Below are 19,204 nucleotides of genomic sequence, written 5' to 3'. Positions count from 1 at the left end.
GCAGCGGTATCAGGATGTCGCTCGGGGCTGGTCGCACCCCCTGAAGGAGCCGCCCTCGGGGTTCACGTCGGGCCCGTGGCGGAGCATCACCGAACGGATGCAGGAGAAGAAGACGGAGCCGCTCACACACCGCCGGCCCCCCGATATGGCTCCGGCGGCGCGAGGCGATCGTCAGGGCGATCGATGGCCTGGGATCAGCCCAGCTGTTTCCAGATGCGTGTGAGCACGTCGAGCTGTGCCGGGTTGTAGAGATCGAGCACGGCGTTGATCACCGCGGCGGTCGCCGCCTGCTGACCGGTCGCCGCGTGCTCGACGGTGCGGGGCGGCGCCGGGTGCTTCCCGTTCAGGACGATCATCTGCGGGAGAATGTGTCGCGCGAGTCGCTCGCGGGTCTCCTCGTCGGCATCCGGCGGGAGCGCGTCGAACTCGTCGGTCACGTCATCTCGCTCGAAGTCCCGCAGGAGCGCCTGCCAGTGCGGGGTGTTGTCATCGCCGACCACCTGGGAGAGCACGGCGAACAGCGACCGGTCGGCTTGCGACAGCCGCGCGTCGGTCGCCGCGGCCGAGATGCCGAAGGGCAGGTCGGTCGGTACCGGCCGATCCCGCAGCTTCGCGATCTCCGCTCTCGCTTCCTCCAGCCGTGCGATCGTGGCGGCGAGTTCGGCGTCCACGGCGTGCAGGGTCTCGTCGAGTTGCTCCGGTTCGTCCTCCATCGCCGCGATCGCGGCGAGCGAGAAGCCGAGCCCGGTGAGACGGCGGATCTGTAGCAGCCGCACGAGGTGCTCGGCGCGGTAGACCTTGTAGCCGTTCGACAGTCGCTCCGGTTCGTCGAGCAGGCCGATCTCGTGATAGTGCCGGACCGTACGCAGGGTCGTCCCGGCGAGTTGCGCGACTTCCCGCGTGCTCCAGCTCATGCCGGCCCCCTCCCCCTCCCCACGTCTCACGACCAGCCGACTTGAGTATGCCGCAACGGCACAGTGTCCCCTGGACCAGCGACCGCACACCGCGGCGTCGAGGTACCGACGAAGGAACACAGCAATGCGAACATCGACGAGCCGCACGCGCAGCCGCGCGTGGACTCTCTGGCCCGTGTCGGCGGGAGCCGTGTGGCTCCTCTCCGTTCTCTGGGTGGCCACGCAGATCGGTGTGGACGGGGTGGCCGCCGGTCTGCCGCTTTCCGCCCTGGTCACCCTTCCGGTTGTAGGCGCGTTCCTCTGGCTCAACCGCTGGGAGCCTGAGCGTCCGCGCCGCCTGGTGTCGGCGTTCGCATGGGGAGCGTCGTTCGCGGCGTTCTGCTCGATCTGGTCGCAGCAAGGACTCCAGGCCGTCGTCGACACCACCATGGGCACGGACTTCGGCGCGTGGTTCCGCCCGCTGGTGATCACCCCTGTCACCGAGGAGATCCTCAAGGGCCTGTTCCTGGTGTTGCTGCTGATCTACCGCCGCAGGCAGATCACCGGCCTGCTCGACGGCGTCGTCTACGCCGGACTCGTCGGCGCGGGGTTCTCCTTCACGGAGAACATCCTCTACTTCGGCCGCATCATCACGACCTTCGCCGCGTCGGACGCGTCCAACGTCGATGCCATCGCCCTGCTCGGGGCCAGTTTCTTCCTGCGCGTGGTGATGGTGCCGTTCTTCCACCCGCTCATGGTCGCCGTGTTCGGACTCGGCATCGCCGCGGCCGCGAACAAGCGCAGCCGAGGCGCACGCGTCGGACTCACCCTCGCGGGGCTGCTCGTCGCGATCGTCCTGCACGGCGCATGGGATTGGGCGGGGCTCGCCGGGAGCGATCCGTTCCTGATCTACAAGATCTACGGAGCCGTCATGGTGCCGGTGTTCCTCACGATGCTGGTCCTGGCACTGGTGCTACGCAAGCGCGAGGCCAAGATGATCGCCGCCGCCCTGCCGGCGCTGGCCCGCGACGGCCGCAGCGAGAGCAGACATGCTTGAGGCACTCACGACCCGAAGCGCCGGCCGTACCTGAGCCCTGGGGCTGCCCGGGGAAGGGCCGCGTTCGCCGAGGCCGGCCACGGCACCCGATCGCGGTGAAGCAGGCCGGCCTGGTGGACAAAGACGCCGCGCGAGGCCTACGCCGCGCTTGTCGCGGACTGCACCTGCGTTTCCTCATGCACGCGAAGTGTGCCGCCGGGGAGCCGCTGGTGCCCATGACCGATTGCTACTACGACCAGCACTGCGTCATCGGCGCGCTCCTTCGCCTGGACGACCGCCTCGGCACCAGCCACGCCGACCGGTTCCTCACCACCGGTCTGTGGCACGCCTCCGCGTTTTCCCGCCTGAACCCCGCCGTCTACCGGCCCTCCTCCTCGGCGACCGTGACGACCGGACCGGCACCGGCGGGAATCTCGCGTCGACGGTGGTGAAAACGTAGCGGCCCGGGTTGAGCGCGGCCGCATCGCGCGCAGCAGCAAGCGCAGGTCGCTCTCGCCCGTCACCACGAATCAGGCCACGCCCGCCACCGGATCGCCATGCGGAAACCCCGGCGCGGCCGGGTCACCGTGATTGTTAGCCATAACATTTTGGCCCGGCCATTCGGGCCGGAAACGACACGATATGACGCCTGCGGGCGACGGGTGCGGCGGGCGTCTTCCGTCACTGTGGGCTATTACGGCATGCCCGTCAAGAGCCGGAAAAGGTCGAACGACGGCGCGCGTGCACCGGTCCTGAAACTTTCACGACTTTCCCGTGCAGGCCGGCGCGACCGGCCGGGACCGCACATCCAAGCGCATCCCGGGCATAGCTGAACCTCCACTGAACAGGAGCGATGTGAAAGAGATCGCCCCAGACGGGGCGCGGTCCCTCACCTCGGGAGTCGGCCGCCGGCGAGATTCGCACGGCGCGCGTGAACGCCCTCCAGGCCGAATTAGGGCCTTGACGGAGACGGGCCGGACGCCAAAACTAAGCGCACCGACCCCCAATGCACGACTGTGAGGCGGCGGGCCCACAGCTGCAATTGTTAGCGCTAACATCACATCGGCACTCGGCACCCCCCACGAGGAAGGCACGAAAGCCTCATGATTTTCCGATTAGGGCATCTGAAGAGGGCGGCACTGTCTGCGGGCGCGGCGATCACGCTCGCCGCCGGCCTCCTGGCCGGCCTTTCCGCACCGTCGGAGGCCGCCACGCAGGGGCCGTGTGACATCTACGCCGCCGGCGGCACGCCGTGCGTGGCGGCGCACAGCACGACCCGCGCTCTGTACGGCAACTACAACGGCCCGCTCTACCAGGTGCGCCGTTCCTCGGACAACGCCACCCGCGACATCGGCGTGCTGAGCGCGGGCGGCGTCGCCAACGCCGCCGCGCAGGACTCGTTCTGCGCGAACACCACCTGCCTGATCACGATCATCTACGACCAGTCCGGCCGCAACAACCGCCTCACCCAGGCGCCCCCCGGCGGGTTCTCCGGCCCGGCCGCGGGCGGCTATGACAACCTCGCGGTGGCGACCGCGGCGCCGGTCACGGTCGGCGGGCAGAAGGCCTACGGCGTCTACGTGGCCCCCGGCACCGGCTACCGCAACAACAACACCAACGGCGTCGCCAAGGGCGACCAGCCGGAGGGCATGTACGCCATCTTCGACGGCACCCATTACAACGGCGGCTGCTGCTTCGACTACGGCAACGCCGAGACCAACAGCCGCGACAACGGCAACGGCACGATGGAGGCCATCTACTTCGGCAACATCAAGGTCTGGGGCTACGGCGCGGGCAACGGCCCCTGGATCATGGCCGACCTGGAGAACGGCCTGTTCTCCGGCGTGAACCAGCACTACAACGCGGGCGACCCGAGCATCAGCCACCGGTTCCTCACCGCCATCGTCAAGGGCGAGCCCAACCACTGGGCCATCCGCGGCGGCAACGCCCAGTCGGGCAGCCTCTCGACCTTCTACAACGGGGTGCGGCCCAACGTCGCGGGCTACAACCCGATGAAGAAGGAAGGCGCCATCATCCTCGGCATCGGCGGCGACAACAGCGTCGGCGCCCGCGGCACCTTCTACGAGGGCGTGATGACGTCCGGTTACCCGTCCGACGCGACCGAGAACGCGGTGCAGGCCAACGTCGTCGCCGCCGGATACTCCACGACGACGGGCGGCGGCCAGAACGGCACGCTCACCCCCGGTTCGGCGATCTCGCTGCGCGCCACCACGCCCGGCTACACCGACCGCTACATCCGGCACCAGAACGACAACGCCATCACGTCCGTGATCACCTCGTCCAGCTCAACCCTGGACAAGAGCGACGCCACCTGGATCGTGCGCAGCGGCCTGGCCAACAGCTCGTGCGTGTCGTTCGAGTCGAGGAACTACCCCGGCGACTACCTGCGGCACAGCTACTACCAGCTCTACCGGCAGCGCGACGACGGCAGCTCGCAGTTCGCGCAGGACGCCACCTTCTGCCCGCAGGCGGGCAAGAACGGCCAGGGCACGTCGTTCGCCTCCTACAACTTCCCGGCCCGGTTCCTGCGGCACTACAACAACACCGTCTACATCGCCAGCAACGGCGGCTCGAACGCCTTCGACAACGCCACCCAGTGGAGCAACGACGTGAGCTGGGTCGTCTCCCAGCCCTGGGCATGAGCCCTCCGTCGTGAGCGAAGCCGCCCCCGGGTCACCGGGGGCGGCTTCCCCCTCTGGCCACGCTGTGGCCACGCTCATGCCAGGAGCGTCATCCGGGCCGCCCCCGCACCTCGGTGAGGCCTGCCTCCGCCGCCCGCATCCCGCGTGCGCCGATGACGGCGAGCGTGATCCCGCTCGCCACGAGCACGGCCAGTTGCAGGGTCGCGCTGAGGCCCGTGACGCCGGTCGCGCCCGGGGGCATCGTGCCTGCGCGGGCGAGCACGGCGGGCACGGTCAGGATCGCCCCCGCCAGGGCCACGGGCGCGGCGGGTCGCCCCGGCGTCCGGTACCGGAGCGCGCACCACACCGCGATCGCGGTCAGCGACACGCACGCGAGGCCGGTCGTGTCGAGCCACATCCAGGCCGGAATGAGGAGCTCCGCGGAGACGGTCTCCGCCCGCGTCGCCGCCCCGAGCACCCCGACGACCACCGAGAGCAGCAGGCCCGCGGCGATCGGGAGCGCGAGCAGGAGCAGGGCCCGCCGCGTGGGCAGGCGGGGCGGCGGGGCGTCGCGATGGAACCCGATCACCAGCGCCAGCGCCGGGACCACGGCAGGCAGGGCCGCGCAGGCCCAGCGCACCGCGCCGTCCCATCCCAACGCGCTGTCCCATTCCAGGAACGGCGGCACCAGCACGTACGGCACGACCAGAGCCGCGATGGCCGCCGCTTTGGCGATACGGACACGGCCTCGCACGAGCGCGCCGAGGCCGGCCGCCCACAGCAGGGGCGTCAGGTCGGCCAGCACGAGCCGCGCACGCTCGGGGGACCCGGGATCGCCGATGCCCATGACACCGTCGGGCAGGGCGTCCACGGGGATGCCGTACGTCAGCACCGCCTGCCCGGCGTACAGGCCCGCGATCATCGTCCAGAAGACGAGGCCGAGCAGGGCGGCCAGTCGGACCGCCTCGCCCCACAGGTAGGCCCCGGGTGGAGACCCCGGACCGCCCAGCCGCAGCCGCAGCGCGAGCGCGGCCACGCTGGCGACCTCCAGGAGGCGCGGACGCTGGTCGTCGTGTCCGGCCGGCTCGCGCCGGGCGCCTTCCATGAAGGCCGCGACCATCTCCTCCTCGCGCTCGGCCCGATAGGACCCCGGCAGCAGCCGCAGCCACCGCCGGTAGCGCTCCTCGAGCACGCTTCGTCTGCCGACGCGCTCGCTCATGCCAGCCCTCCCGCCTGCCTGAGTCGCAGCCGCTCGACGGCGCGGCGCGCGTTGTCGGCCAGCCGTACGGCCTCCTCCTCAAGCGCCCGCGCCCCTTCGTCGGTCAGCCGGTAGTAGCGGCGCAGCCGTCCCTGCCGCACCTCCTCGCGGTCCGCCTCCACGAACCCGTCGGCGGCGAGCCGGTCCAGCACGCCGTACAGGGTGCCGATCTTGAGTTGGACACGCCCTCCGGAGAGCCGCTCGACCTCCTGCGCGATGCCGTAGCCGTGCCGCGGCTCGTCGACGAGTGCGGTGAGAACGAGGAACGCCGGTTCCGTCATCGCCCGTGCTGTCACGTCCCCAGGATATATCGCCAGACATGATATTCAAGTGCACCTCACATCAACAGGAGAACATCCACGATTTGCCTAAAAGGATTAGGCAATTACATAATGCGTGAAGGCGACGCAGGGAGAGGGTCATGGCACGCGCAGGGCTGACCACGGAACGCCTGATCAGGGCGGGGGCGGAACTGGCCGACGAGGTCGGCTTCGAGCATGTGACGATCTCGGCGCTGGCCCGGCGGTTCGGTGTCAAGGTCGCGAGCCTGTACTCGCATCTGAAGAGCTCCCAGGACCTCAAGACCGGGATCGCCCTGCTGGCGCTGGAGGAACTCGCCGACCGGGTCGCGGACGCGCTGGCCGGTCGCGCCGGCAAGGACGCCCTGGCCGCCTTCGCGGCCGCCTACCGCGACTACGCCAGGGAGCATCCCGGCCGCTACGCAGCCGCCCGGTTCAGGCTCGACCCCGAGACGGCGGCCGCCAGCGCCGGCGTCAGGCACGCCCAGATGACGCGGGCCATCCTGCGCGGCTACGACATCGCGGAGCCGGACCAGACACACGCGGTCCGGATGCTGGGCGGCGTCTTCCACGGCTACGTCGACCTGGAGCTGAGCGGAGGCTTCAGTCACACGCCCGTCGACCCGGACGAGTCCTGGTCCTGGATCGTGGACTCCCTCGACACCCTGCTGCGCAACCGGACCACGCCCTGATCACGAACAGGCTGAGGCGATGAGCATCGAGCACGACCCGATCACCACACCCTTCACCACACCCGTCACCGCGGACATCCTGCGCGGCGCCCTCGACGTGGAACGCACCGCGCACGGCCTGCTGCCGCATCGGCTGCCCGCCTGGGCTCGCCGGCAGATCCCCGACGGGCAACTGGCCATGGCCGAGGCCCAGCCGTCCGGCGTACGGCTGGCGTTCCGGACCCGGGCGACCACCGTCGAGCTGGACGCGCTGCCCACCAAGCGGGCCTACCGGGGCCTGCCCGCCCCGGCGGACGGCGTCTACGACCTGCTCGTCGACGGCCGCCTCACGGCCCAGGCGACCGTGAGCGGCGGCAACGTCCGCGTCATCGACATGGCCACCCAGTCGGTCGAGCTCCGGGAAGGACCAGCCGGAACCGCCCGGTTCGCCGATCTGCCCGCGCGTGACAAGGACGTCGAGGTCTGGCTGCCGCATACGGAGATCACCGAGCTGATCGCCCTGCGCACCGACGCCCCGATCGAGCCGGCGCCGGACAGCGGGCGCAGGGTGTGGCTGCACCACGGCAGCTCCATCAGCCACGGCTCCAACGCCGCCCACCCGACCGCCGTCTGGCCCGCCCTGGCCGCCGCCCGGGGCGGAGTGGAGCTGATCAACCTGGGGTTCGGCGGCAGCGCGATGCTCGACCCGTTCACCGCCCGCACGATGCGGGACACCCCCGCCGACCTGATCAGCGTCAAGATCGGCATCAACATCGTCAACGGCGACGTGATGCGCCTGCGCGCGTTCACTCCTGCGGTCCACGGCTTCCTCGACACGGTCCGCGAGGGACACCCGGCCACGCCGCTGCTGGTCGTGTCCTCCATCCTGTGCCCGGTCCAGGAGGACACCCCCGGCCCGCTCGCACCCGACTTCGGGGGCGGGACCGTGCGGTTCAAGGCCACGGGCGACCCGGCCGAGCGCGCCGCCGGGCGGCTGACGCTCAACATCGTCCGCGACGAGCTCGCCCGGATCGTGCGGCAGCGGGCGGCCGACGACCCGAACCTGCACTACCTCGACGGCCGCGACCTTTACGGCGAGGCGGACTACGCGGAACTGCCGCTGCCCGACGAGGTGCACCCCGACCCCGCCGGGCATCGCCGCATCGGCGAGAACTTCGCCCGGCTCGTGTTCGGCGCCGGGGGCCCGTTCGCCGTCACGGCCGCCTGACTGACCGCGCCCGATCGGGCCACCGGGTGAGAGCCTGATGTGCCCGGCCGGAAATGTGCTGTTACGGTAGGCCGCGGTGTGCCGGGAAGTAGGGTCGGCGACGGGCGCGGGACGCCCGCGTGGTGGGGCTGCGCATGAAGGTGTTCTGGGCCGTGGTGGCGCGCTTCCACCAGCCGGCGCAGGTGATCACGACGGTGTTCGGGGTGACGATCATCCTGGGAACCGTCCTGCTGTCCAGTCCGCTCGCCACGACCTCGGGGAAGCCCGCGGACTGGCTCACCGCCCTGTTCACCGCGACGTCGGCGGTGTGCGTGAACGGGCTGACCGTCGTCGACACGGCCACGCACTGGTCGGCGTTCGGCGAGGCGGTCATCGCCGTCCTGATCCAGGTGGGCGGCCTCGGCATCATGACCCTGGCGACCGTCTTCACCCTGCTCGTCTCCCGCAGGCTGGGCCTGCGGGCCCGGCTGTCCGCGCAGGCCGAAACCAGGGTGCTCAACGGCAGCGACCTGCGACGCGTGGTGGGCAAGGTGGTGCTCTTCAACCTGACCTGCGAGGCCGTCGTGGGAACCGTTCTCACGCTCAGGTTCGTGCTCGGGTACGGCGAGCCCGTCGGGCGCGGCCTTTACCTGGGCCTGTTCCACGCGGTCTCGTCATTCAACAACGCCGGTTTCGCGCTGTGGCCCGACAGCCTGGTCAGGTTCGCCGCCGACCCCTGGGTCTGCCTGACCGTCGCGGCGGCGGTGATCGTGGGCGGGCTCGGCTATCCCGTGGTGTTCGAGCTGCGCCGGTCCTGGCGCCGGCCCAGCCGCTGGTCGCTGCTGACCCGCATCACGCTCGCCGTCACCGCCGTCCTGCTGGCGGGCGGCACCCTGGTCTTCCTCGTCACGGAATGGACCAACCCCCGCACGCTCGGGCCGATGGACGAACAGGGCAAGATGCTCGCCTCGTTCTTCACCGCCGTCATGCCGCGCAGCGCCGGGTTCAACAGCCTCGACATCACGCAGATGCACCCCTCAAGCTGGCTCGTCACCGAGCTGCTGATGTTCGTCGGCGGGGGCAGCGCGGGCACCGCGGGCGGCATCAAGGTCACGACGCTGGGCCTGCTCATGTTCATCGTCTGGGCGGAGCTGCGCGGCGAGAGCAGGGTGAACATCGGCCACCGCCGCCTCACCGAGGCGGCGCAGCGGCAGGCGGTCTCGCTGACCGTGCTGAGCGTGTCCCTGGTCGCGCTCTTCACCTACGTCCTGCTGGTGCTGACGCCGCACTCCCTTGACCGGGTGCTCTTCGAGGTCGTCTCCGCCTTCGGCACGACCGGGCTGTCCGTCGGCGTCGCCTCCGCCGTCTCCCCCGCCGCGCAGGTGCTGCTCACGCTGCTGATGTTCGTCGGCCGGATCGGCCCGCTCACGCTGGGCTCCGCCCTGGCGCTCAAGGAGCGCACCCGCCGCTATGAATTACCGGAGGAGGAGGTCATCGTTGGCTGACATGAGAAACGACCCCGTGGCGGTGATCGGTCTCGGCCGTTTCGGCACCGCGCTCGCCCTGGAGCTGGTGCGGCGCGGCACCGAGGTGCTCGCCATCGACCACCGCCCCAAGGTGGTGCAGAGCCTCGCGGGCCAGATCACGCACATCGCCACCGCCGACGCCACCGACCCCGAGGCGTTGCGCCAGCTCGGCCTGCCGGACTTCTACCGCGCGGTGTGCGCCATCGGCAGCGACCTGGAGGCGAGCATCCTCGCCTCGTCGCTGCTGGTCGAGCTGGAGATCGAAGACATCTGGGCCAAGGCCGTGAGCCGCCAGCACGGCCGCATCCTCAGCCGGATCGGGGTCCAGCACGTGGTCTTCCCCGAGCACGACATGGGCGAGCGCGTGGCCCACCTGGTGAGCGGGCGGATGCTCGACTACCTGGAGGTCGACGAGAACTTCGTCCTGGTCAAGACCCTTCCGCCCAAGGAGTACGTCGGAACCCCCCTCGGCGAGTCGAGCCTGCGCCGCAAGTACGGGGTGACGGTGGTGGCGGTCAAGCGGCCGGGCGAGGAGTTCACCTACGCCACCGCCGAGACCGAACTCGGCTACGGTGACGTCATCATCGTGTCCGGCCGCACGGACCAGGTCGAGCGCTTCGCGGAGCTGCCGTGACGATGTGGGGGAAAGCCGGATGTCCGGCTTTACCGGTCACCGCGTCACGAATTCGAGTAACGTCACTACTCGTAGTGATCAGGTGGGGCCCGCCGCGCCTTGACCGACCGGCCGGAAATGGCGCTATCCGTCGCGGCCATCGGGGAGTGCCGCGTTCACTAGGCGGGAAGAGTAAAGCCATCAAAGGAATCATGTGCTGACGTGGGGGCCGGCTATGGAGTCGCGATGAGTTCCCAGAGCATCCTGCGTGCGTTGCCGTTCATCGCGATTCTCCTGGTCGTCGTGGTCGACCTGATCACCGGACCCCGTGTGGGCTTCCTGGCGCTCCTCACGCTGGGCCCGGCCTTCGCCTCGGTGGCGGGCGGCGTGCGCCGCACTGCCCTGGTGGGGGTGCTGGCCCTCGCCATCTGCGTCCCCCTCGCCGTGTACGACGGCCTGCTCGGCCGGACGAGCAACTATCTCACCCTCGCGGCGATCGTCGGCGTCACCGCCGCGAGCATGCTGGCCAGCAGACTGCGCAACCGGCGCGAACGAGAGCTGGCCAACCTCCGCCTGGTCGCCGAGGCGGCCCAGAGGGTGCTCCTGCGCCCGGTCCCCCGCCGCGCGAGCGACCTGCGGATCGCGCTCTCCTACACCTCCGCCGCGGCGGAGGCCCAGATCGGCGGCGACCTCTACGAGGTGGTGACCACCCCGGAGGGCGTACGGATCCTCATCGGCGACGTGCAGGGCAAGGGCTTGGAGGCGGTCGAGACCGCGGCGTGGGTGCTCGGCGCATTCCGCGAGGCCGCCTACGACCAGTCCGAACTCGCCGGTGTGGTCGAGCGTGTGGAGACCAGTCTGGCCCGGCACCTGAGCGGTGAGAAGTTCGTCACCGCCATACTCGCGGAGGTCCACGACGGGGAGATCTCCCTGCTCAACTGCGGCCACCCCGCCCCTCTCGTGCTGCGGCGCGACGGCGTCCACTTCGCGGAGCCGCAGGAGGAGGCCCTCCCGCTCGGGCTCGGCGCCCTCGGCTCGCCGCGGCCCAAGCCCCACCGGGTGCCGTTCGGGGAGGGCGACCAGATCCTCTTCTACACCGACGGCGTGATCGAGTGCCGCGACCGCAACGGCCACTTCTACCCGCTCGCGGAGCGGGCGCATCTGTTGCGCGGCGCCGATCCCCAGGTGGCCCTCGACGCGCTGCGCGCCGACCTGCTGCGCCACGTCGGCGGCCCCTTCCTCGACGACGCCGCGATGCTCCTGCTCCGCCGTCATCCCGGATGAGCCTGTCATCCGGGTGAGGCCGGCACCGCGGCCGAGCGCGGCCCCTACTCGGGGTGCTCGCCCCTGGCGCGGTCGCGGAGCCTGCCCACCAGCGTCGCCGCGGCCTGGCCGACCTTGCGGGGCACGGCGTGCGCCGGGCTGGCCGCGAAGCTCGACTCGTCCAGCATGTCCTTCACCATCTGCAGGGCGATGCGGTTGCGGTTGGGCGTGCCCTGGGCCAGCGCCTCGGTCAGCTTGCGCACCTGGTGGCTCTTCACCTTGGCCGGGAGCGGCGGCTCGTGCTGGTCGACCAGGCACTCGACGATGACCGGACCGTCCCAGGAGAGCGCCTCGTACATCTGGTCGGCGCAGCTTCTCGGGTCGGTGATGCACATTCCCCGGGCGCCGTGCCCTCCGAGCCCACGAGCGCCCGCGCGACGTGGAAGCCGTTCTCGGGGAGCAGCGCGTCGAGGTTGTAGCCGGACACCCGGCGGGGGATGACGGGCGGGCCCCGGCGGATCGCGCCGCCCCCCCCTGCCCCGATGACGCACTCCAGCTCGTCCTCGCCGGTGGCGCCGACCCGCATGCGGGTGCCGTCGTAGGTGACGATCTCCAGTTCCTCGATGTTGTCGACGGTCTTGCCCGCGGTCAGGGAGTGGGTGCCGCAGGAGTTGTTGCCGACCATGCCGCCGATCGTCGCGTGGTCGTGGGATCCGGGCCGAAGGTCAGGCCGTACGGCGCGGCGGCGTCCCTGAGCCGGTCGCAGACGACGCCGGGCTGCACCCGCGCGGTGTGCCGCATGGGGGCGAGTTCGACGATGCGGTCCATGTGGCGGGTGAAGTCGAACACCACGGCCCCGTTGACGGCCTGCCCGGTCATCGAGGTGCCGCAGCCGCGCGCGAGCACGGGAGCGCCGAAGCGTCGGCACACCTCCAGCGCGGCCTCGACGTCGGCGGCGTCCCTGGGCGTCACCACGCCGACCGGCACCTGCCGGTAGACGGACGCGTCGTAGGCGTACACGGCCCGGTCGCCGCCGCCGAACCCGACTTCGCCCGCGATCGCCTCGGTGAGCCGGTCGCGCAGTTCCCCGGCGTACGGAGGAAGCGGCGGGTTCCTGGCCTCCGCGCCCCGGCCACGCGCGGGACGGCGCCGACGGCGGCGGTCTCGGGAAGACACGGGTGATCTCCGCCTCCTCGCGGATCTCGCCGTCCGGCCGCGTGCGCCGCGGACCGGCGGCAGCCTCTGCGGCGGCCTCTGGCGCGACCCTTCCCGCGGAGGGCGGCCAGGACCGCGGGCGCGGGTGAAAGCGCGGTGGGGATACGTCCATGCGAACCGTGCGATATGCGGGTCTGCTGCCCACAAAGCCACCGTGACCTGCGGCGTCGTTTATGGGCATCGGCGGCGGGAAGGGCCACCCGGGCGAGCCGTTCGATGCCGGAGCCGATCATGAAGGTATCGATGATGAACGTGCAGAGCAACGCGGTGAAGAGCGCGGGCGACACCCTGGCGTCGGCGATCGGCAGCGTCGCGGGCGCCGTGGCCGACCCGAAGGGCGCTCTGAAGCAGGCCAAGTCGGCCCTGTCGTCTCCGAAGCAGCTCGCCGTCGCCGCCGGCCTCGTCGCCGCGTACGTCCTCGGCTGGTGGAGCGGTCACCGGACCGCGCCGGCCGCGAGAGGCAGAGCGCGGGGCCGCTGAGGGCACGCCCGGACGCGCCGCCGATCAGCGAGGGCGCCCGTACGACCGATGTCGATCGGAGGCGGACATGACCGAGATCGTGGGTGAGAGCCTGGCCCGGCGACTGGTGGAGTGGGGGGTCGACACGATCTTCGGGCTTCCCGGTGACGGGATCAACGGCCTGATGGAGGGCTTCCGCCGGCACCGGGAGAAGCTGCGCTTCATCCTGGTCCACCACGAGGAGGCCGCCGCGTTCATGGCGACCGGCTACGCGAAGGCGACCGGCCGTCTCGGCGTGTGCGCCGCGACCTCGGGGCCGGGCGCCATCCACCTGCTGAACGGCCTGTACGACGCGAAGCTCGACCACGTGCCCGTGCTGGCCCTGACGGGCATGCAGGAGACCTCGGTGCTGGGGACCCACTACCAGCAGGAGGTCCACCTCGACCGCCTCTACCAGGACCTCGCCGCCTACAACCTGATGGTCACCAATCCGCAGCAGATGCCCGGCGTGGTCGACCTCGCGGTGCGCAACGCGCTGACCAAGCGGACGGTGTCGCACCTGACCTTCCCCAACGACATCCAGGTGGCGCCCGCGAGCGAGGACCCGTACCGGCACATCGGCCCCGGCACCCCGCCCGCCAGCCTGACGACCTGCTCGCTCCCGCCGCTGCGGCCGGGCGAGGATGATCTGGCCCGGGCGGCCGAGGTGCTGCGGCGGGGTAGGAAGATCGCGATGCTCGTCGGCGTCGGCGCGCGGCACGCCCGCGAGGAGGTGCTGGCGGTCGCCGACAGGCTGGCCAGCCCCATCGTCAAGAGCCTGCCCGGCAAGTTCGTGGTGCCGGACGACCACCCGCTCACCACCGGCGGGCTCGGCCTGCTCGGCACCGCGCCGAGCGAGGAGCTCATGGAGGAGTGCGACACGCTGTTCATGGTCGGCACGTCCTTCCCCTACGGAAAGTACCTGCCGCCCGAGGGGCAGGCCCAAGTGGTGCAGATCGACACCGACCCCACCCTGCTCGGCATCCGCCGGCCGACGCAGGCCCCGGTCGCCGCCGACGCCAGACTCGCGTTGCGGGCGCTGCTGCCGCTGCTGGATCCCGCCGAGGACCGGTCGTTCCTGGAGAAGTACCAGCGCAAGATGGACGCCTGGCGGGAGGACATGAAGGCGCTGCAGGACCCGGGCCGCGACCCCGTCGCGCCGCAGTACCTCATGGGCTGCGTCGACGAGGCGGCGTCCGACGACGCCATCCTGACCTGCGACTCCGGGACCATCGCGACGTGGGCCGCGCGGCACTGGACGATCCGCGGCGGGCGGGAGTTCTACCTGTCGGGCAACCTCGCCACGATGGCCCCGGGCCTGCCGTACGCCATCGGGATGCAGCACGCCTTCCCCGGCCGCCAGGTGATCGCCTTCGTGGGCGACGGCGGGTTCGCCATGCTCATGGCCGACTTCCTCACGGCCGTACGGCACGACCTGCCGATCAAGGTCGTGATCAACAACAACAACAGCTACGGGCAGATCCTGTGGGAGCAGATCATCCTCGGCTACCCCGAGTACGCCGTGCGGCACCGGCAGCCCGAGGCCGACTTCTCCGCCTGGGCCCGCGCCTGCGGCGCGTACGGCGCGAAGATCAAGGACCCGAAGGACCTGCCGGGCGCGATCCGCGAGGCGCTGGCGCACGACGGGCCGGCCCTGGTGGACTGCGACGTCAACCCCGACGAGCCGCCGATGCCGGGCAAGGTCACGTACGAGCAGGCCAAGCACTTCACCGAGGCGTTCCTGCGCGGCCAGCCGCACAAGGCGGGCGTCCTCGCCACGGTCGCCCGCGACAAGATCAGCGAGCTGCTGTCCTGACGGTTCCGTACGACCCGCAGCGCGACCAGGCGTACCCGCGGGACCCGTTCCCGGCCGGCCGCACGGATCAGGCAGGGTGACGGCCGGCTCGGCGGCGTGAGCGCGGAGTGGCGAAGGTCACGCGTCTCGGCGGGCGAATACTTCGAGTTTTTTGGAACTAAATGCGGGGGCGGAGCGGTTACAAGCGTTCGATCTATTTCGAACGTCAGGCCGGAGCCACGATGACAAGTCGCTTGCACGAACGACAGCACGCCCTCGACACCCCGGCGGTGAGACGCCGCGGCCTCCCGGCGCTGCCGCGCACCGCGGCCTTCTGGCTGGTGGCGGGCACCACCGCCATCCTGCTGTCCGCATCGAGTGCGCCGAGCCCGCTCTATCCCGTGTACCAGGCCGAGTTCGGCTTCAGCGCCCTCACACTGACGGCGATCTTCGCCGTCTACGTGCTCGCGCTGCTGGTCAGCCTGCTCACGGTGGGACGGCTCTCCGACTTCCTGGGCCGCCGCCCGGTGCTCGCCGCGGCGCTGGTCGCCGAGGCGGCCGCGATGGCCGTCTTCCTCGGCGCGCACGGCGTCGCCGCCCTCTTCGCCGCCCGTGTCATCCAGGGCCTCGCGACCGGTGCCGCGATCGGTGTGGTCGGTGCGTTCCTGCTCGACCTGCAACCCACCGACGGCTCGCGGCTCGGATCGCTCGTCAACGGCGCGGCCACCACCGCGGGCTTGAGCATCGGCACGATCGGGAGCGGCGTGCTGATCCAGTACGCGCCGCACCCCACCCGGCTGATCTTCGTGATTCTCACTGCGGCGTTCATCGGCCTCGCGGTCGCGACGGCGGTGCTGCCGGAAACCGTCGCGCGGACCCCCGGAGCCGCCGCCGCGCTGCGCCCGAAGGTGCTCGTCCCCACCCCGGCCAAGCGTGCGTTCCTGCGCGCGACCCCCGTCATGCTCTCCACCTGGATGCTCGGCGGACTGATCCTCTCCGTCGGGGCGTCGCTGCTCGCGACGGTGTTCGACGAGCACAACCACGCGGCGATCGGCCTCACGCTCGGAGCGCTCGCCGCGGTCTCGGCGTTCGTGTCGGTGCTGCTCAGGAAGCGCGCGCCGGAGCGTCTCCAGCGCGAGGGAACGCTGCTGCTCCTCCTCGGAACGATCCTGCTGATCGTCGCCGTGGCGTCGTCTTCGCTGACCGCCTTCGTCGCGGCGACGCTCGTCGCCGGCGCCGGGTGGGGGCCGGCCTACCTCGGCGCCTTCCGGACGGTCAGCCAGCTCGCGGCGCCGCACGAGCGAGCCGCACTGATCTCGGCGATCTACGTGGTGAGCTACCTGGCCTTCAGCATCCCGGCGTTGATCGCCGGGATCGCCATCACCACGCAGGGCCTGCGGGGAACCTCGCTGGTCTACGCCGCCGTGGTCGCCCTCGTGGCCGCAGGCACCCTCGTCTACGAGGCGCTGAGCCGGCGCGAGCCGGCCGCTTCGTGACGGCGGTAGCGGCCCGCGTAGGGTGAGCAGTCTCCGTACGGGCACAATCGTTCAAGACCGCCGCCGCGCCATGGGCTACAACGGTCCCCGGCGTGCCGCCAGTGCGGCACGGGACGTGCGCGGGGAGGCGAACGGATGAACGTGGGTTTCGTCGGTCTCGGGATCATGGGGCGGCCCATGGCGCTCAACCTGGTCCGTGCCGGAACCCCCCTCGTGGTGTGGAACCGCACGGCCGCCAGGAGCGAGCCGCTGCGCGCCGCGGGCGCGGAGGTGGCCGGCAGCGCGGCCGAGGTGTTCCGGCGGGCGCGGGTGGTGATCCTCATGCTGGCCGACGAGGCCGCGATCGACGCGGTGCTGGAGCGGGGCACGCCCGCCTTCCCCCGCAACGTCGCGGACCGGGTCGTGGTGCACATGGGCACGACCTCCCCCGCCTACTCGGCGGGGCTGGAGGCCGACGTGCTCGCGGCCGGGGGCGGCTACGTCGAGGCGCCGATCTCCGGCTCCCGCGTGCCGGCCGAGCAGGGGCGACTGGTGGCCATGCTCGCCGGCCGGCCGGAGGCCGTGGAGGAGGTCCGCCCGCTGCTGAAGCCGATGTGCGTCAAGACGGTGGTGTGCGGGCCCGCACCCAAGGCGCTGCTGACGAAGCTCGCCGTCAACATCTTCCTGATCACCACGGTCACCGGCCTCGCGGAGTCGCTGCACTTCGCTGAGCGCCAGGGCCTCGACATCGGGCTGCTCGTGGACGTCTTGAACTCGGGCCAGATGGCGAGCGACGTGTCGCGGGTGAAGGCGGTCAAGCTGGCCGGGCGTGACTTCGCCGCCCAGGCCGCCATCGCCGACGTGCTGAAGAACAACCGGCTCATCGCCGAGGCGGCACGCGGGGCCGGCGTCGCCTCGCCGCTGCTCGACGTCTGCCACGCCCTCTTCGGCGAGACCCTCGCCCTGGGCCACGGCGATCTGGACATGGCCGCCGTCGTCCACGCGATCGAGGCCAGGACGCACAAGGAGGAAACACGCGGATGACCGCTCACCCGATCGTCATCGTCACCGGAGGCACGCGCGGGATCGGCCGGAGCACGGTGCGGCGCCTGTGCGACGACGGATACGGCGTCGTCTTCACGCACTCGAGCTCGGACGCCGAAGCCGAGACGCTGGAGGCCGAGCTCGGCCGCTCCGGCGCCCTCACCCGCGGCGTACGGCTCGACGTGACCGAGGAGGACGCGCCGGAAAGGCTGTTCGAACTGGCCGAGTCCGTCGGCGAGGTCGCGGGCCTGGTCAACAACGCGGGCGTGACCGGCAGGATCGGGCCGTTCGCCGATCTGACCGACGCCGATCTGCGGCGGGTCGTCGAGGTGAACCTGGTGGCGCCCGTACGGCTGTGCCGCGAGGCGGCGCGGCGCTGGACCGCAGGCACACCGGCGACCCGGCCCGCCATCGTCAACGTCTCCTCGATCGCGGCGCGCACCGGCTCGCCGAACGAGTACGTCGCCTACGCCGCGACCAAGGCGGCGGTCGAGACACTGACCGTGGGACTGGCCAGAGAACTCGCCCCGGCGGGCATCCGGGTCAACGCCGTCTCGCCGGGAACGATCGACACCACGATCCACGCCCGCGCCGGGGAACCGGGACGGGCGCAGCGGGTGGCGGCCCGTATCCCGATGGGACGTCCCGGCAGGCCGGAGGAGATCGCCGATGCGGTCGTCTGGTTGCTGTCGGACCAGGCGTCCTACGTCACCGGCACCGTCCTCGACGTCGGCGGCGGACTCTAGGCCGTCACCGGCCCCGGAAGACGGATCGAACGCGACCGCCATCCTTGATGTCGGCATCATGCGAAGATGTCGGGATGCTGTCCCGAGTAGCGTCGGCCGCGGTGCTGGCCGCCGTGCCGTTCATGACCACCCCCCAGGCCGGGGCCGCGGCGGCCCCGCCCGTGATCCGTTACGCGGGTCTCGGGTCCTGCCTCCAGGCCGACGGCGGCCGCCATCCGTGCGGCCCGTTGAAGCTCTGGCTGAGCAACGGCCGTGTCGTCGCGCTCCCCTACGCCCGCAGGACCGTGGCGCCCGACGAGTACACCGTCGCCGGCGTGATCGCCGTCTCCCAGGACGGCGCGCAGGCCGCGTACTTCGCGGGGAAGGACGGCGTGCTCACGATCTGGGAGGCCGCGACCGGCAGGGCGCGCGAGGTTCCCACGGTGACATGGCCGGACGACCTCCGGATGGACGCGCTCACCCTCTCTCCGGGTGGCCGGTTCCTCGGCATGCGCGGCGTGGACGCCTCCGAACGGGGGGTCAACCGGGTCGCGGACACGACCACCGGGAAGGTGTTCACCCTGCCGAGGGGATACCAGACCTGGGACTTCAGCCCGGACGGGAAGCGCATGATGGCGGGCGACAACCGCAGGGCGGTGCTCTACGCGACCGGCACGTGGTCGGTGAAGTTACGGCGGTCGGTGTACATGCGGGGCGACCTCGGCCCCGACGGCGTCACCGTGGCCGCCCCGAAGTGGACGAAGACCGGCGGTTCCGTGAAGAACGTGGTCCTCACCCGCAACCTCGCCACCGCGAAGAGGACCAGCATCCCCATCCGGCTCCGCAAGGGCGAGACCGCCTTGACGGCACGCTGGGACAGAGCGGGCCATCTCGACGTGCTGACCCGCTCCGATCGTCACGTGAACGGTGACCTGCGCAGGACGCACACCTGGTATCGGGTGAACCGCTCCACGCACCAACTGCGGCGGATCGACTCCTTCGTCATCCCGTCCTCGGTGGGAGGCTACGTCCTCGCCGAGTGAC

Annotated in this window: 18 protein-coding genes and 1 pseudogene; 14 read left to right on the top strand and 5 right to left on the bottom strand. The window is 71.1% G+C overall.

Features of this window, described 5'->3' with window-relative positions; translation table 11 throughout:
- Positions 1-194 precede the first annotated feature (194 nt).
- On the bottom strand, positions 195-914 hold the full coding sequence (locus BXA11_RS29325; protein ID WP_076439740.1) for a helix-turn-helix domain-containing protein: 720 nt from the start codon (positions 912-914) through the stop codon (positions 195-197).
- Between the two features lie 124 nt (positions 915-1,038).
- Here BXA11_RS29325 and BXA11_RS29320 point away from each other — a divergent pair, with 124 nt between their 5' ends.
- From BXA11_RS29320 to BXA11_RS29310, 3 genes are all read left to right on the top strand, one after another.
- The gene (locus BXA11_RS29320) at positions 1,039-1,950 is read left to right on the top strand and encodes a PrsW family intramembrane metalloprotease (RefSeq protein WP_159454855.1); all 912 of its coding nucleotides are present in this window, start codon (positions 1,039-1,041) and stop codon (positions 1,948-1,950) included.
- Between the two features lie 215 nt (positions 1,951-2,165).
- Positions 2,166-2,381: a DUF6000 family protein gene (locus BXA11_RS29315; RefSeq protein WP_239105255.1), complete on the top strand. Its 216-nt coding sequence runs from the start codon at positions 2,166-2,168 to the stop codon at positions 2,379-2,381.
- Positions 2,382-3,032: 651 nt separating this feature from the next.
- Entirely contained in the window at positions 3,033-4,592 is a 1,560-nt protein-coding gene (locus BXA11_RS29310) for an alpha-L-arabinofuranosidase B (RefSeq protein WP_076439733.1), read from the top strand.
- Positions 4,593-4,680: 88 nt separating this feature from the next.
- Here BXA11_RS29310 and BXA11_RS29305 read toward each other — a convergent pair whose 3' ends face one another.
- On the bottom strand, positions 4,681-5,790 hold the full coding sequence (locus tag BXA11_RS29305) for a hypothetical protein (RefSeq protein ID WP_076439731.1): 1,110 nt from the start codon (positions 5,788-5,790) through the stop codon (positions 4,681-4,683).
- Entirely contained in the window at positions 5,787-6,125 is a 339-nt protein-coding gene (locus BXA11_RS29300) for a PadR family transcriptional regulator (protein WP_231514017.1), read from the bottom strand. Before BXA11_RS29300 ends, BXA11_RS29305 begins: the two co-directional genes overlap by 4 nt.
- Positions 6,126-6,250: 125 nt before the next feature.
- Here BXA11_RS29300 and BXA11_RS29295 point away from each other — a divergent pair, with 125 nt between their 5' ends.
- The 5 genes from BXA11_RS29295 (at position 6,251) to BXA11_RS29275 (ending at position 11,429) form a co-directional block, all read left to right on the top strand.
- The gene (locus BXA11_RS29295; RefSeq protein ID WP_076439729.1) at positions 6,251-6,820 is read left to right on the top strand and encodes a TetR/AcrR family transcriptional regulator; all 570 of its coding nucleotides are present in this window, start codon (positions 6,251-6,253) and stop codon (positions 6,818-6,820) included.
- A gap of 19 nt (positions 6,821-6,839) precedes the next feature.
- Positions 6,840-8,027, top strand: coding sequence for a GDSL-type esterase/lipase family protein (locus BXA11_RS29290; RefSeq protein ID WP_204053999.1), 1,188 nt, complete (start codon positions 6,840-6,842; stop codon positions 8,025-8,027).
- 134 nt (positions 8,028-8,161) lie between these two features.
- Entirely contained in the window at positions 8,162-9,511 is a 1,350-nt protein-coding gene (locus tag BXA11_RS29285; RefSeq protein ID WP_076439774.1) for a TrkH family potassium uptake protein, read from the top strand.
- Between the two features lies 1 nt (position 9,512).
- Positions 9,513-10,166 (top strand): potassium channel family protein, encoded by a 654-nt coding sequence (locus tag BXA11_RS29280; protein ID WP_239105256.1) that lies wholly within the window; start codon positions 9,513-9,515, stop codon positions 10,164-10,166.
- Positions 10,167-10,391: 225 nt separating this feature from the next.
- Complete coding sequence (locus BXA11_RS29275; RefSeq protein WP_030509819.1) at positions 10,392-11,429, top strand: PP2C family protein-serine/threonine phosphatase; 1,038 nt, start codon at positions 10,392-10,394, stop codon at positions 11,427-11,429.
- A gap of 44 nt (positions 11,430-11,473) precedes the next feature.
- Here BXA11_RS29275 and BXA11_RS45835 read toward each other — a convergent pair whose 3' ends face one another.
- A complete protein-coding gene (locus BXA11_RS45835) occupies positions 11,474-11,671 on the bottom strand; it encodes a hypothetical protein (RefSeq protein ID WP_143734574.1) in 198 nt (65 codons plus the stop codon).
- An 11-nt stretch (positions 11,672-11,682) separates the two neighbouring features.
- Positions 11,683-12,338, bottom strand: a pseudogene (locus tag BXA11_RS45830) (FAD-binding oxidoreductase).
- A gap of 516 nt (positions 12,339-12,854) precedes the next feature.
- Between BXA11_RS45830 and BXA11_RS29255 the strand changes: the two are divergent.
- The 6 genes from BXA11_RS29255 to BXA11_RS29230 all read left to right on the top strand — a co-directional run bounded on the left by BXA11_RS29255 (position 12,855) and on the right by BXA11_RS29230 (position 19,203).
- Entirely contained in the window at positions 12,855-13,103 is a 249-nt protein-coding gene (locus BXA11_RS29255) for a hypothetical protein (protein WP_143734573.1), read from the top strand.
- A 67-nt stretch (positions 13,104-13,170) separates the two neighbouring features.
- Positions 13,171-14,937 (top strand): thiamine pyrophosphate-dependent enzyme, encoded by a 1,767-nt coding sequence (locus BXA11_RS29250; RefSeq protein ID WP_076439721.1) that lies wholly within the window; start codon positions 13,171-13,173, stop codon positions 14,935-14,937.
- Between the two features lie 221 nt (positions 14,938-15,158).
- Positions 15,159-16,412: an MFS transporter gene (locus BXA11_RS29245; RefSeq protein ID WP_081903767.1), complete on the top strand. Its 1,254-nt coding sequence runs from the start codon at positions 15,159-15,161 to the stop codon at positions 16,410-16,412.
- 135 nt (positions 16,413-16,547) lie between these two features.
- On the top strand, positions 16,548-17,435 hold the full coding sequence (locus BXA11_RS29240; protein ID WP_076439719.1) for an NAD(P)-dependent oxidoreductase: 888 nt from the start codon (positions 16,548-16,550) through the stop codon (positions 17,433-17,435).
- Positions 17,432-18,181 (top strand): SDR family NAD(P)-dependent oxidoreductase, encoded by a 750-nt coding sequence (locus tag BXA11_RS29235; protein WP_076439717.1) that lies wholly within the window; start codon positions 17,432-17,434, stop codon positions 18,179-18,181. The genes BXA11_RS29240 and BXA11_RS29235 overlap by 4 nt, the downstream gene beginning before the upstream one ends.
- A 74-nt stretch (positions 18,182-18,255) precedes the next feature.
- Positions 18,256-19,203, top strand: a complete 948-nt coding sequence (locus BXA11_RS29230; RefSeq protein ID WP_076439714.1) for a WD40 repeat domain-containing protein — start codon at positions 18,256-18,258, stop codon at positions 19,201-19,203.
- The last annotated feature ends 1 nt before the right edge of the window (position 19,204 follow it).

Source organism: Microbispora rosea, assembly GCF_900156315.1.
Classification (GTDB): domain Bacteria; phylum Actinomycetota; class Actinomycetes; order Streptosporangiales; family Streptosporangiaceae; genus Microbispora; species Microbispora rosea.
The sequence above is the reverse complement of the archived record's forward strand: the minus strand, read 5'-3'. Positions and strand labels throughout refer to the sequence as shown.

What these genes read in the sequence shown, in the direction of transcription:
- BXA11_RS29310 (WP_076439733.1), top strand. Translation starts at nt 3,033, where the DNA reads ATGATTTTCCGATTAGGGCATCTGAAGAGGGCGGCACTGTCTGCGGGC.
- BXA11_RS29320 (WP_159454855.1), top strand. Translation starts at nt 1,039, where the DNA reads ATGCGAACATCGACGAGCCGCACGCGCAGCCGCGCGTGGACTCTCTGG.
- BXA11_RS29325 (WP_076439740.1), bottom strand. Translation starts at nt 914, where the DNA reads ATGAGCTGGAGCACGCGGGAAGTCGCGCAACTCGCCGGGACGACCCTG.
- BXA11_RS29255 (WP_143734573.1), top strand. Translation starts at nt 12,855, where the DNA reads ATGAAGGTATCGATGATGAACGTGCAGAGCAACGCGGTGAAGAGCGCG.
- BXA11_RS29235 (WP_076439717.1), top strand. Translation starts at nt 17,432, where the DNA reads ATGACCGCTCACCCGATCGTCATCGTCACCGGAGGCACGCGCGGGATC.
- BXA11_RS29245 (WP_081903767.1), top strand. Translation starts at nt 15,159, where the DNA reads ATGACAAGTCGCTTGCACGAACGACAGCACGCCCTCGACACCCCGGCG.
- BXA11_RS29315 (WP_239105255.1), top strand. Translation starts at nt 2,166, where the DNA reads ATGACCGATTGCTACTACGACCAGCACTGCGTCATCGGCGCGCTCCTT.
- BXA11_RS29305 (WP_076439731.1), bottom strand. Translation starts at nt 5,790, where the DNA reads ATGAGCGAGCGCGTCGGCAGACGAAGCGTGCTCGAGGAGCGCTACCGG.
- BXA11_RS29250 (WP_076439721.1), top strand. Translation starts at nt 13,171, where the DNA reads ATGACCGAGATCGTGGGTGAGAGCCTGGCCCGGCGACTGGTGGAGTGG.
- BXA11_RS29275 (WP_030509819.1), top strand. Translation starts at nt 10,392, where the DNA reads ATGAGTTCCCAGAGCATCCTGCGTGCGTTGCCGTTCATCGCGATTCTC.
- BXA11_RS29290 (WP_204053999.1), top strand. Translation starts at nt 6,840, where the DNA reads ATGAGCATCGAGCACGACCCGATCACCACACCCTTCACCACACCCGTC.
- BXA11_RS29295 (WP_076439729.1), top strand. Translation starts at nt 6,251, where the DNA reads ATGGCACGCGCAGGGCTGACCACGGAACGCCTGATCAGGGCGGGGGCG.
- BXA11_RS29230 (WP_076439714.1), top strand. Translation starts at nt 18,256, where the DNA reads ATGCTGTCCCGAGTAGCGTCGGCCGCGGTGCTGGCCGCCGTGCCGTTC.
- BXA11_RS29280 (WP_239105256.1), top strand. Translation starts at nt 9,513, where the DNA reads ATGAGAAACGACCCCGTGGCGGTGATCGGTCTCGGCCGTTTCGGCACC.
- BXA11_RS29240 (WP_076439719.1), top strand. Translation starts at nt 16,548, where the DNA reads ATGAACGTGGGTTTCGTCGGTCTCGGGATCATGGGGCGGCCCATGGCG.
- BXA11_RS29285 (WP_076439774.1), top strand. Translation starts at nt 8,162, where the DNA reads ATGAAGGTGTTCTGGGCCGTGGTGGCGCGCTTCCACCAGCCGGCGCAG.